Annotated in this window: 10 protein-coding genes; 6 read left to right on the forward strand and 4 right to left on the reverse strand. The window is 66.3% G+C overall.

The annotated features are described in order from the left end of the window. The first annotated feature begins 13 nt into the window (after window positions 1–13). Complete coding sequence (gene mgtE, locus AC5P8D_RS11330) at window positions 14–1,384, forward strand: magnesium transporter (protein ID WP_010482288.1); 1,371 nt, start codon at window positions 14–16, stop codon at window positions 1,382–1,384. A 117-nt stretch (window positions 1,385–1,501) separates the two neighbouring features. Continuing rightward, window positions 1,502–4,222: a bifunctional acetate--CoA ligase family protein/GNAT family N-acetyltransferase gene (locus tag AC5P8D_RS11335; protein WP_495203317.1), complete on the forward strand. Its 2,721-nt coding sequence runs from the start codon at window positions 1,502–1,504 to the stop codon at window positions 4,220–4,222. A gap of 73 nt (window positions 4,223–4,295) precedes the next feature. On the opposite strand, the gene AC5P8D_RS11340 is transcribed toward AC5P8D_RS11335, so the two are convergent. Then, window positions 4,296–4,676: a YbjQ family protein gene (locus AC5P8D_RS11340; protein WP_053443712.1), complete on the reverse strand. Its 381-nt coding sequence runs from the start codon at window positions 4,674–4,676 to the stop codon at window positions 4,296–4,298. Between the two features lie 98 nt (window positions 4,677–4,774). Here AC5P8D_RS11340 and AC5P8D_RS11345 point away from each other — a divergent pair, with 98 nt between their 5' ends. Continuing rightward, window positions 4,775–5,476 (forward strand): alpha/beta fold hydrolase, encoded by a 702-nt coding sequence (locus AC5P8D_RS11345; protein ID WP_329832403.1) that lies wholly within the window; start codon window positions 4,775–4,777, stop codon window positions 5,474–5,476. On the opposite strand, the gene AC5P8D_RS11350 is transcribed toward AC5P8D_RS11345, so the two are convergent. Further along, window positions 5,439–6,215: a YdcF family protein gene (locus AC5P8D_RS11350; RefSeq protein WP_159360733.1), complete on the reverse strand. Its 777-nt coding sequence runs from the start codon at window positions 6,213–6,215 to the stop codon at window positions 5,439–5,441. The two genes, AC5P8D_RS11345 and AC5P8D_RS11350, sit on opposite strands and share 38 nt — an antisense overlap. Before the next feature lie 309 nt (window positions 6,216–6,524). Between AC5P8D_RS11350 and AC5P8D_RS11355 the strand changes: the two genes are divergently transcribed. Together AC5P8D_RS11355 and AC5P8D_RS11360 are read left to right on the forward strand one after the other, a co-directional pair. Beyond that, window positions 6,525–6,917, forward strand: coding sequence for a hypothetical protein (locus tag AC5P8D_RS11355; protein WP_392422270.1), 393 nt, complete (start codon window positions 6,525–6,527; stop codon window positions 6,915–6,917). Window positions 6,918–6,929: 12 nt separating this feature from the next. After that, window positions 6,930–8,675 carry an ATP-binding response regulator gene (locus AC5P8D_RS11360; protein ID WP_159360732.1) on the forward strand — a complete coding sequence of 582 codons (1,746 nt, stop codon included), beginning with the start codon at window positions 6,930–6,932 and terminating at the stop codon, window positions 8,673–8,675. Window positions 8,676–8,743: 68 nt separating this feature from the next. Here the strand turns inward: AC5P8D_RS11360 and dkgB are convergent, their stop codons facing one another. Further along, window positions 8,744–9,553 (reverse strand): 2,5-didehydrogluconate reductase DkgB, encoded by an 810-nt coding sequence (gene dkgB / locus AC5P8D_RS11365; protein ID WP_191862659.1) that lies wholly within the window; start codon window positions 9,551–9,553, stop codon window positions 8,744–8,746. A gap of 125 nt (window positions 9,554–9,678) precedes the next feature. Next, window positions 9,679–10,893, reverse strand: coding sequence for an MFS transporter (locus AC5P8D_RS11370; RefSeq protein WP_414614672.1), 1,215 nt, complete (start codon window positions 10,891–10,893; stop codon window positions 9,679–9,681). 105 nt (window positions 10,894–10,998) lie between these two features. Between AC5P8D_RS11370 and AC5P8D_RS11375 the strand changes: the two genes are divergently transcribed. After that, complete coding sequence (locus AC5P8D_RS11375; protein ID WP_049480105.1) at window positions 10,999–11,901, forward strand: LysR family transcriptional regulator; 903 nt, start codon at window positions 10,999–11,001, stop codon at window positions 11,899–11,901. Window positions 11,902–11,964 lie beyond the last annotated feature (63 nt).

Below are 11,964 nucleotides of genomic sequence, written 5' to 3' on the forward strand. Positions count from 1 at the left end.
CAAGGCAAACCCGATGAACCAGAAGCAATTGCTGCGCCCGGTGGCCGATGCCGCCGCACTGGCCGCGCCATTGGCGAACTACAACACCGCCGATGCGGTGGAATTCCTCAACACGCTGGAACTCGTGCGCGCTGCGGAAACGCTGGCCGCGCTGCCGTTGCCGCGTGCGGTGAAGATGCTGGAGGCACCGGAACTGCACCGCAGCGGCGAACTGGTGGCCGCGCTGCCGCCGGCCCGCGCCGCCGCCCTGCTTGGGCTGATGGCCGATGACCGTGCCACCGACATCGTCCACGAGCTGGACGAGGAAGAACGCGCGCGGCTGATCCCGCTGCTGGGCACCGACGCCCGCCAGGCCATCCAGAAGCTGCTCAGCTACCCGCCCAACACCGCCGGCGCGCTGATGACCACCGAGTACGTGGCGGTACCCGCCAGCTGGACCGTGGCGCAGACCCTGCAGCACATCCGCCAGGTCGAGCGCACCCGCGAGACCGTGTACGCCATCTACGTGCTCGACCCGGCCAGCCAGCAGCTGCAGCAGGTGGTGACCATGCGCCGGCTGATCACCGGCCTGCCGGAGGAGTCGATCCTGGACGTGGCCCAGGTCAATCCGCCGGTGACGGTGGATGCGCTGATGGACCAGGAAGAAGTGGCGCGGCTGATCCGCCGCCACGACCTGCTGGCGATTCCGGTGGTCGATGCGCAGCTGCAGATGCTCGGCATCGTCACCGTGGACGACGTGCTCGATGCACTGATCGAGGAATCCACCGAAGACGCGCACAAGTTCGGTGGCATGGAAGCGCTGGACAAGCCGTACATGCAGATCGGCTTCTTCGAGATGCTGCGCAAGCGCGCCGGATGGCTGAGCGTGCTGTTTCTGGGCGAGATGCTGACCGCCAGCGCGATGCAGCACTACGAGGACGAACTGGCGCGCGCGGTGGTGCTGACCCTGTTCATCCCACTGATCATGAGTTCGGGCGGCAATTCCGGTTCGCAGGCCACCTCGCTGCTGATCCGCAGCCTGGCGCTGCGTGAACTGCGCCTGCGCGACTGGTGGAAGGTGGCCATCCGCGAGATCCCGACCGGCATGGTGCTGGGTGCCATCCTCGGCTGCCTGGCGATCGTGCGCATCGTGATCTGGCAGCTGGGCGGCCTGCATGACTACGGCGAGCACTGGATCCTGCTGGCGATCACCATCGGTGCCGCTCTGGTGGGCATCGTCACCTTCGGTTCGCTGTCCGGCTCGATGCTGCCCTTCATCCTCAAGCGCCTCGGCTTCGACCCCGCCAGCGCCTCTGCCCCGTTCGTCGCCACCCTGGTGGACGTGACCGGGCTGGTGATCTACTTCAGCATCGCCGCGATGATCCTGCACGGCACTCTGCTGTAACTGCTCTGGTAGGTGCCCACCTTGGTGGGCACGCGCCACGGTCACTCGGGGGTCAGATCCCTTTCCCGAGGAAGGGGATCTGACCCCATCGCTCTGGAATTTGGTTACCGTAGGCGCATGAGCACCTACCACCTGCAGTCTGTGTTCCGTCCGCAGTCGGTCGCGGTGATCGGCGGCAGCCCGCGTGAGCGTTCGGCCGGCCGCGCGGTGATGCGCAATCTGCGCGGCACCGGCTTCCCCGGCAAGGTGGCGTGGATCAACCCGCGGCATGCCGAGATCGATGGCATCCGCACGGTCAAGCGCTTGAAGGATCTGGACTGGGTACCGGACCTGGTGGTCATCACCGCACCGGCGGCGATCGTGCCGCAGGTGGTGCGTACCGCCGCCGAGCGCGGCGTGCAGGCGGCGATCATCCTCACCGCGCACCTGGGCGAAGGCCCGGGTTCGTTGTCCGCACAGGTAGAGGCGGTGGCGCGCAAGCATGGCCTGCGCATCCTCGGGCCGCACTGCCTGGGCGTGATCGCGCCGCACGCGCGACTCAACGCCAGCATCGCCGCGCACTTCCCGCAGGCCGGTGATCTTGCGTTGATCTCCGAATCCTCGGCCATCGCCGCCGCGCTGGTGGAGTGGGGCGTAGCGCGCTCGGTCGGCTTCTCCGCGGTGGTCTCGCTGGGCGACACGATGGACGTCGACTTCGGCGACCTGCTCGACTACTTCGCCACCGACTACCGCACCCGCGCCATCCTGCTCTATGTCGAGCAGATCAAGGACGCGCGCAAGTTCATGTCGGCTGCGCGTGCCGCCGCCCGCGCCAAGCCGGTGGTGGTGGTGAAGTCCGGCCGCGCCGAGCGCGTGCAGTCGGGCAGCCGCGATACCCATGTGCAGGCACTGGCCCGCGCCGACGACGTGTACGGCGCCGCGTTCAACCGTGCCGGCCTGCTGCGCGTGGGCGCGCTGGACGAACTGTTCACTGCTGCCGAATCCCTGGGGCGGTTGGGCACCTTCCCGGGCCGTCGCCTGGCGATTCTCAGCAACGGCGGCGGCGTCGGTCGCCTCGCCGTGGACCAGCTGATCGCATTGCGTGGCACCCTGGCCAACCTGTCCGACACCACGGTCGAAAAGCTGGACGCCGTGCTGCCGCAGGGCTGGTCGCGCAGCAATCCGGTCGACATCGTGGTCGACGCCGATGGTGACCGCTATGCCGCGGCCATCGAAGCGCTGCTGGCCGACAACGAGAACGACGCGGTGATGGTGGTCAACGTGCCCACCGCATTCACCTCGTCCGCAGACGCTGCGCAGGCGCTCACCCGCACGCTCGGCCTGCGTCCGCGCCATCATCGCGACAAGCCGGTGTTCGCGGTGTGGCTGGGCAACGATGACCAGGCCACCGCCACGCTCAACGCGGCGCGGGTGCCGACCTATCCGACCGAGGCGGAGGCAGTACGCGGCTTCCAGCATCTGGTGCGTTACCGTGAAGCGCAGAACGCCCTGATGGAAACGCCACCCAGCCTGCCGCAGGACTTCAGTGTCGATGCAGCGGCCGCACGCGCGCTGGTCGATGCCGCGCTGGCCAACGGCCAGCAGTGGCTGGACCCGCTGGCCACCCATGAACTGCTCAAGGCCTACGGCATTCCGTCCGCACCGGTGATGCATGCGCGCGATGCGCACGAGGCGATGGACCTGGCGCAGCCGCTGCTCGAGCGCGGTGCCACGGTCGCACTGAAGATCCTGTCACCGGACATCCCGCACAAGTCGGAAGTGGACGGCGTGCGCCTGAACCTGTCCACGTTGCCGGCGGTGCAGAGCGCGGCCAACGCGATCCTGTCGCGCGCACGCCAGCTGCGGCCGGATGCCCGCATCGATGGCCTGCTGGTACAGCCGACCATCGTCCGCCCGAAGGCACGCGAGATCATTGTCGGTATTGCCGATGACGCGACGTTCGGCCCGGTGATCGTGGTCGGCCGCGGCGGCACCGCGGTCGAAGTGATCAACGACAAGGCGCTGGCGCTGCCTCCGCTGGATCTACGCCTGGCCCACGAGCTGATTGGCCAGACCCGTGCCTCGCGCATCCTCAAGGCCTATGGCGATGTGCCCGCCGCCGACGAGCGCGCACTGGCGCTGGCGCTGGTCAAGCTGGCACAGCTGGCCGCGGACATTCCCGAAGTGCGTACGCTGGACATCAACCCGCTGCTGGTCGACAGCAAGGGCATTCTTGCCCTCGACGCACGCGTGGCGGTGGCGCCGTCGCGCATTCTGCACAAGGGCCGCGGTCATCCGCGCTTCTCGGTGTTCCCGTACCCGAAGGAGTGGGAGCGCACCATCGAACTGTCCGATGGCGGCCGCGCCTTCGTGCGTCCGGTGCGTCCGGAAGACGACGCGCTGTTCCGTGCGTTCTTCGCCCGTGTCAGCGACGAGGACCTGCGGCTGCGTTTCTTCCAGTCGGTGAAGCACTTCAGCCACGAATTCATCGCGCGCCTGACCCAGCTCGATTACGCACGCTCGATCGCGCTGGTGGCGATCGAACCGCGCAGTGGCGAAATGCTCGGTGCGGTACGCCTGCACGCCGATGCCGATTACCACCGCGGCGAGTACGGCATCCTGATCCGCTCGGACCTGAAGGGCCACGGCATCGGCTGGCGGCTGATGGCGATCATGATCGAGTACGCCAAGTGGCTGGGCCTGGACATGGTGGAAGGCCAGGTGCTGCGCGAGAACAGCACCATGCTGGCGATGTGCCAGAGCCTGGGGTTCAAGACGAAACTCGACCCGGACGACCCGACGGTGATGATGGTGACCCTGCCGGTGCAGCAGGTTGAGGTGCCCGAAACCCCGTTGTAGAGCCGAGCCCACGCTCGGCTGCCTTGCATCGCACGGGCGCGCCTGAGCCGAGCATGGACTCGGCTCTACAGTATCAAAGCACCGGCTCCACCACCACTGCCGTGCCATAGCACAGCACCTCGGTCAGCCCGGTCATCACATCGGTGGCGTCGTAGCGCATGCCGATGATCGCGTTGGCGCCCAGCTGCCGCGCGTGCTTGACCATGTCGCGGTAGGTTTCCTCGCGGGCCTGTTCGCACAGTTCGGTGTAGATGGTGATGTTGCCGCCGAACAGGGTCTGGATGCCGCCGAGGAAATTGCCGACGATCGAGCGCGAGCGCACGGTGATGCCGCGTACCACGCCGAGGTTGCGCACCACGCGATGGCCGGGCAGCTCGAAGGCGGTGGTGACCAGCGCATCGTCGAAACGCAGCGCGGGCGGGGACGTGGGGCTGCTGTTGTAGGGGTCTGCCATGGTCGCGTCCGTGTCGTAGAGTCGAGCTTGCTCGACTCTACAGTGCAATCACCCGTTGCGGCATGGTGCCGTCACCCCGCCGGCGCGACAATATCCCCATGACCGACCGTATCCCCCTGTTGCTGCTGCCCGGCCTGCTCAACGATGCCGAGCTGTGGCGCGCGCAGTTGGCCGACCTGGCCGACATTGCCGATTGCACCGTAGGTGACCAGACCCGTGGTGAGACCCTGCAGGCAGTGGCCGAGGATGTGCTGGCACAGGCACCGGAGAGCTTCGCCCTGGCCGGTTTCTCGCTGGGTGGCTTCGTGGCCCAGCAGATCCTGCGTATCGCGCCGGAACGCGTGCTGCAGCTGGCGCTGATCGATACCTCGATCCACGCCGATTCACCGGAACGTGCCGAACAGCGCCGCAGCCAGCGCGCCAGCGTACGACTGCCCGGCAAGTTCCATGGTTTCGGCGATGTGCTGATGCGTAGCTACATCGACGCCTCGCGGCTGGACGACTACGTGCTGGTGCAGCGTGTGCGCGACATGACAGCGCGCCTCGGGGCGGAAGTTTTCCTGCGCCAGAGTGCGCTGGAACGTCGCGATGGCCATGACGTGCTGGCGGGTTACCAAGATCCGCTGTTGATCGTCTGCGGGGCCAACGACCGCATCACGCCGCTGGCAGTGAGCGAGGAAATGCACGACCTGGTGCCGCACTCGCAGCTGGTGGTGGTGCCCGATTGCGGGCACCTGGCCCCGATGGAAAAGCCGGACGAGGTCAGTGCGGCGATGCGTGGGTGGCTGTCTGTGGATTGAAGGGGATCGGTGGCATCGGTGGTTCGTTCCACCCCAGTCTGTTGTAGGCGTGGTAACGAAGCACGCCGATACGTTCGTGCAACATCACCTCAGCCAGCAGCAGGTTGAAGGCCGAGGGGAGCCATCCGGGCGTAGCGCGTAGCCGGTCGCTGGGCAGGCCTTCGGCAATCACGCCGAAATGCTGGAAATAGAGCAGGCTTCGCCTGAGGTGAAGACCCGAGGTCACGATTACCACGCGCGATGGATCGTGGCGGAGCATCGCGCTGCTGTTCCGGGCGTTCTCCCAGGTGTTGGCGCTGGCATCCTCCTGCTCGATGCGATCCATCGGCACACCCAGACGGGCCAGCTCGCGCGCGTAGACGTTGGCCTCGCTGGTCTTACGGTTTCGTGAGGCACCTCCGCTCACGATCACCCTGCAGGTCTCGTGCTTCTGCTGGCAGAGCAGATAGCGCTGCGCCGTAACCAGCAATCGGCTGTACCCCACCAGACCCGGGCTGGAGCCCTCGGCATGGTGCTCGATGCCACCGCCCAGCAGCACGATCGTTGTCTTCGGCCGATCTGCAGGTGTCGTGAATGCAGCGCTGGCCTGGGCCCGGTCGAGCATCCATTGCGTTATCGGGCCCGTTGCGCTGGACAAGGCCATCAGGGGCAGCACCGACAGGAGTGCCGCGGTGCGGAATCGGCGTGTGGCGATCAGTGCAGCACATGCCAGCAGAAGAAGAAGGGTAAACGCCAGCACAGTGCACCTCAGGAAAGTTTGAATGAATTCCGATGGCGCGGGGCCTTCGTTGTGTGGATGCTGGATGCCATGGATCTGAAGCGACTGTCACCCTCCGCAAGAGCGGGCGTCATTCTCGGCGGCGTATTGCTTGGATTAGGGCTGGGATACGTGTTTTCCGAGCGGTTTCCGGGTTTGTTCGCTCTCATTCATGAGCGGATGCAGTAGCGAATCGGGAAGATGCGTTGTCGCGAATGGCCCTGCACGAAATCGTATTTGGCCGGGAGCGACATGCACGAACAGGTCGCATGCGACATATGGCGGAGACAGATGCACGCAATCGATCGACGTGGCATGGCGGGAACGCAGGCGGCAGGCGCCGATCGCCCTGAGCTTGGCGAGCATTCAATGCTGAAGGTGATTGCCGCGGTGTCACCATGCGAGCTGCCGTCCTTTGTTGCTGCGTTGGACGAAGCGATAGCACGGTGGAGGGTGGAGTCTGCGAGTACGCCCAGCAGCGATCTGGATGCAGAACTGGCGCGCCTGCACGCGCTCAAGAGCATCACGTCGGCGCTGGGCAGCAGGCTGATCGCCAGCGCGTGCGACGACCTGGGTGAGTGCCTTCGATCGGGCGCGGCGGCAGACCACATACGACGCCGCTCCCAAGCCTTGGCGGTAGCGGCGCAGCGCCTTCTGCAACGTTCCATCGTTTCTCACAGGTGAAGGAGTCCGGCCATGCCCCATGCACCCTCTGCTCTGCTCGATCCTGGCCCCGACGCACTGCTTCAGGCGGCCCGCTCACTGGAAATGAAACGACTTGCGCTGTTGCTGTCCTGGCTGCAGGAGCCGCGTGCCAGCCTGTCCAGAGTGGTATTGCAGGCACTGACCGTGCTGTGGTGCTGGCTCTGGATGGATGGACCACAACCCGTGCTGGCCAACGAGGCGGCGAAGGTGCTGCCTGCGTCGATTGCGCTGCTTGTTGCGTCCGTGGCATGGGCCGCATGGGTGAACCTCCATAAGGATCGCGGTGTGGCATGGCGCGACGCGGTGGGCCTGCTCCTCAGCCTGGTGATGGTGACGGTGCAGGTCGATGCAGCCTTCATTCTTCTGATGACGCTCAATGCAACGCTGCCCTTCCTGGTGATCGCCGCGACGGCTGCCTACGGGCGGAGGGCGATCGCACCGACCATCGCCGCAACGGCGCTGGGCCTGCTGTGGGCCGCGCCGGAGGGCTATTGGATCTCGCGACCTGCCTACCTGGCCTATGCCCTGGCGCTGACGATCCTGCTGCCGGCCGTGGTTGCCTCCATGGTTGCGGCCATGCGCGATATTGCGCTCCGTGCCGTCGCGTCGCGCGAGGCCCAGGGGCGGTTCATCGGAACGATGAGCCATGAGCTGAGGACGCCGTTGAACGCCATCATCAATGGCATCCAGTTGCTGGACATGGACGCCGCGACGCCGGCGCAGCGCAGTTCGTTTGCGATGGTGGCCCGGCAGGCAAGAGCGCTGCGGCATCGCATTGATGATGTCCTCGATGTGGCCAGCATCGAGGGTGGAACGCTGCGGCTTCGTCCTCAACCCTGTTCATTGGCGTCCGCGCTCGATGCGATGCAGGAAAGCTGCGCACCGGCTGCTGCGGAGAAAGGTGTACTGCTGACGGTGGAGGACTGCGATCCCGCAGTGTGGATGCTGGTTGACGCAGGCCGGGTCGAACAGGTGATCAGCAATCTTGTCTGCAACGGGATCAAGTTCAGCCCGGTGGGGGGCGAGACCCGCGTGTCCATTGACGCCTCCCGCATCGGTGAGCAATGGCAGGTGCGGGTGACCGTTTCCGACTCCGGGTGCGGTATCGACGAGAGCGACCAGGAGGCGATCTTCTCCCCCTTCGTCCAGGTGAGCGAGGGTGATGCCCGTTGCGAGCAGGGGGTTGGGCTTGGGCTCTACATCGTGCGACTGATTTCCGATGCCATGGGCGCGACGATCGAGGTGGGCCGCAGCACGTTGGGTGGCGCCTCGTTCCAGTGGTGCTTCACCGCTCCTGCCGTGATCGGCGAGGCAGCATCACCTTCGCTTGAGGCGGTGTTCAAGGCACATGCGGCGTCGGTACGATCCCTGCATTGCCTGCTGTTCGAGGATGTGGAAACCAACCGGCAGGTGGTCGAGCGGCTGATGGAATGTGCAGGTCATCGACTGAGTTGCCGGCACGACGGGCGCGATGCGCAGGCTGCGGTGGCGTCGCTTGCGCCGGACGTGGTGCTGCTGGACCTTCATATGCCGGGTTGCAGCGGTTGGGACGTGCTTGAAGCGGTCGGCTCCAGAACGGACGGTCCGCCCATCCTGGTGATGAGCGCGGACACGCGTCTGCAGGTCATCGAGAGGGCGCGTTCAATGGGCGCCGCCGGCTTCCTGTGCAAACCGTTGGATGTGCACGAGGTGCTGCGGATGCTGCACGAGGTGGCGCCCCGGGGATCCAGTCTGTAGAGCCGAGCCATGCTCAGCTCCAGGGAGACGGCAGCCGAGCGTGGGCTCGGCTCTACAACAACGGGGCCTCAATCCCAGGCCGGCGCAATGCCTTCCGGGTTGGCCAGGCGGTGCCCACGATCCAGCTTGGCGATCTGCGCCATGTCTTCGTCGGTGAGGCGGATCGCGGCCGCTTCCAGGTTGCCCGACAGGTTCCCGCGCTTGGTCGAAGACGGAATGACCGAGTAACCCTGCTGCAGTGCCCAGGCCAGTGCGATCTGCGCGGGCGTGGCCTGGTGACGGCCGGCAATGGCCTGGATCACCGGGTCCTTGATCACCTCGCCATAGGCCAGGCTCATGTAGGCGGTAATGTGGATGCCGTTGTCCTGCAGGAACGTCACCAGCAGGCGGTTCTGCAGGTACGGATGGATCTCGATCTGGTTGGTGGTGATCGCATCGGCGCCGAGGATCTCGATCGCCTTGCGGGTCTGTGCGATGGTGAAGTTGGAGATGCCGATCGCCTTCGTCAGGCCCTGTGCCTTGGCCTCGGCCAGTGCGGTCAGGTACTCCTCCATCGGCACGTCGACCTTGTCGTTCGGCGACGGCCAGTGGATCAGTGCCAGGTCGACATGGTCGGTGCGCAGCTTCTCCAGGCTGGTGCGCAGGCTGGCCAGCAGCGCTTCGCGCTTGAACTCGGTGATCCAGACCTTGGTGGTCAGGTAGATCTCATCGCGCGGCACACCGGAGTCGGCAATGGCCTGGCCGACCTCGGCTTCATTGCCGTAGATCTGTGCGGTATCGATGGCGCGGTAGCCGACATCCAGCGCGTTGCGCACGGAGTCGATCACGGTCTGGTCTTTGAGGCGGAAGGTGCCGAGACCGAAGGCGGGGACAGTCATGGGGAGCTCCAGCAGAGGGGAGGGATGCGAATATCCGGCAAAGGGTAGGCCAGTGGCCGCATACGTGCCGGCAACGGTGCATTGCACCACCGTACCGGCAGGGTGCCGGCACGGCATGACCTGTCTCAATGCGCGGCCACGGCGATGCCGTCGGCACGATCATCGATGCCATCACGACGGTCCAGGCGCCCGCTGAGCACGGTCAGCGCATAGGCGCCCAGTACCACCAGCGCGCCGAGCCACGGCGTGTGCATCAGGCCGACGTGCTCCACCACCAGGCCACCCAGCGAAGCGCCCAGTGCGATGCCGATGTTGAAGGCGGCGATGTTCAGGCCCGAGGCCACGTCGGTGGCCTGCGGTGCATAGCGCTGCGCCTGCTTGACCACATAGACCTGCAGGCCGGGCACGTTGCCGAAGGCCACGGCGCCCAGCGCCAGCACGGTCAGCAGCATCAGCCAGGCGTTCCAGGCGGTGAAGGTGAGCGCGAACAGCACGATGGCCAGCAGCGCGAAGATGCGCTTCAGCGCGGGCACCGGGCCCATGCGGTCCGCCATGCGCCCGCCCCACAGGTTGCCGATCGCCACTGACACGCCGTACACCAGCAGCACCAGGCTGACCGCATTGGCCGAGAAACCGGTGACGTCCTGCAGGATCGGCGCCAGGTAGGTGAAGGCCAGGAAGGTGCCGCCATAACCCAGCGTGGTCATCGCATAGACGAGCAGCAGGCGCGGCTGGGCCAGCACCGCCATCTGCTGGCGGAAGCTGGACGGGGCGCTCTGCGGCACGCTGCGCGGCACGAACAGCAGCGCGCCCAGCAGTGCGATCACGCCGAGCCCGGCCACGGCCAGGAAGGTGGCGCGCCAGCCCAGGTGCTGGCCGATGAAGGTGCCCAGCGGCACACCGGTCACCAGCGCCACGGTCAGGCCGGTGAACATGATGGCGATGGCACTGGCGGCCTTCTCCTTCGGCACCACCGCAGTGGCGATGATCGAACCGATCGAGAAGAACACGCCGTGGGCCAGGCCGGTGAGGATGCGGGCGATGATCAGCGAGGTATAGCCCGGCGCCAGGAAGGCGATGACGTTGCCGAGGGTGAACAGCACCATCAGGGCTACCAGCAGCGACTTGCGCGGCACGCGGCCGGTGAGCGCGGTCAGCACCGGCGCACCGATGGCCACCCCGAGGGCATACAGCGAGACCAGCAGGCCTGCGGAGGGCAGGCTGACCTGCAGATCGGCGGCAATGGTGGGAATCAGGCCGACGATGACGAACTCGGTGGTGCCGATGGCGAAGGCACCGAGGGTCAACGCCAGCAGGGCGAGGGGAATGCCACGAATCATGGCCGGCTCCGGAGGGAAGGAAGGCGCGCAGTGTGCGCGGTGCACCTTTGCCGAAAAACCAGTCTTCACGCCAATCACTATTGCCGCTCAGTCAATAATGGCGGGATGAAGACCACTCTCGATGAAATGCAGGCCTTCCTCGCGGTGATCGACAGCGGGTCGATCAGTGCCGCTGCCGAGCAGCTGGGGCAGACGCCCTCGGGCGTGAGCCGTGCGCTGGGGCGGCTGGAGGACAAGCTGGGGATCACCCTGCTGACCCGCACCACCCGCCGCCTGCACCTGACTGCCGAGGGCGAGGCGTTCCTGCGCCATGCACGGGCGATCATCGATGCGGTGGAATCGGCCGAGGAACAGATGGCGGTACGCCGCGAGCGCCCGGCAGGGCGCCTGCGCGTGGATGCGGCGATGCCGTTCGTGCTGCACGTGATCGCGCCGCTGGTGAGCGGCTATCGTGCGCGCTACCCGGAAGTGCAGCTGGAGTTGAACAGCTCCGACCGCTACATCGACCTGCTGGAGCGGCGCACCGATCTGGCGATCCGGATCGGGCCACTGGCCGACTCCACGTTGCATGCGCGGCCGCTGGGGCGGTGCCAGCTGCGGCTGGTGGCAAGCCCGGCCTACCTGGCTGCACACGGCGAACCGGCCAGCGTCGCCGCACTGGGCCAGCACACACTGCTCAGCTTCAACGAGCCGGAGTCACTCAACCGCTGGCCGTTGCCCGGAGAGTCGGATGGGCTGCTGCTGGTGCGGCCGGACATCGCCGTGTCCAGTGGCGAGACACTGCGCCGTCTGGCGGTGGAAGGTGTCGGCATCACCTGCCTGTCCGACTTCGTCACCGATAGCGACCGCGCTGCTGGCACCCTGGTGCCGGTGCTGGCGGCGCAGACGCTGGATGTGTACCAGCCGATCCACGCGGTGTACTACCGCAACACGGCGGTGTCGGCGCGGATCAGCTCGTTCCTGGATTACCTGGGTGAAGCAATGGCGCAGAGCGGTTACCTGCGCTGATCGGATTCGGGTGGGTGCGGACCGTTGGTCCGCACTGCACCTGCCATCGCCCGACCAACGGTC

This window comes from Stenotrophomonas sp. YJH_SMC_101-4 (assembly GCF_059370395.1).

Excerpts from the sequence above, each read along its gene's own strand:
- AC5P8D_RS11375 (WP_049480105.1), top strand. The coding sequence starts at position 10,999 with ATGAAGACCACTCTCGATGAAATGCAGGCCTTCCTCGCGGTGATCGAC.
- AC5P8D_RS11355 (WP_392422270.1), top strand. The coding sequence starts at position 6,525 with ATGCACGCAATCGATCGACGTGGCATGGCGGGAACGCAGGCGGCAGGC.
- AC5P8D_RS11370 (WP_414614672.1), bottom strand. The coding sequence starts at position 10,893 with ATGATTCGTGGCATTCCCCTCGCCCTGCTGGCGTTGACCCTCGGTGCC.
- AC5P8D_RS11360 (WP_159360732.1), top strand. The coding sequence starts at position 6,930 with ATGCCCCATGCACCCTCTGCTCTGCTCGATCCTGGCCCCGACGCACTG.
- AC5P8D_RS11345 (WP_329832403.1), top strand. The coding sequence starts at position 4,775 with ATGACCGACCGTATCCCCCTGTTGCTGCTGCCCGGCCTGCTCAACGAT.
- AC5P8D_RS11340 (WP_053443712.1), bottom strand. The coding sequence starts at position 4,676 with ATGGCAGACCCCTACAACAGCAGCCCCACGTCCCCGCCCGCGCTGCGT.
- AC5P8D_RS11335 (WP_495203317.1), top strand. The coding sequence starts at position 1,502 with ATGAGCACCTACCACCTGCAGTCTGTGTTCCGTCCGCAGTCGGTCGCG.
- mgtE (WP_010482288.1), top strand. The coding sequence starts at position 14 with ATGAACCAGAAGCAATTGCTGCGCCCGGTGGCCGATGCCGCCGCACTG.
- dkgB (WP_191862659.1), bottom strand. The coding sequence starts at position 9,553 with ATGACTGTCCCCGCCTTCGGTCTCGGCACCTTCCGCCTCAAAGACCAG.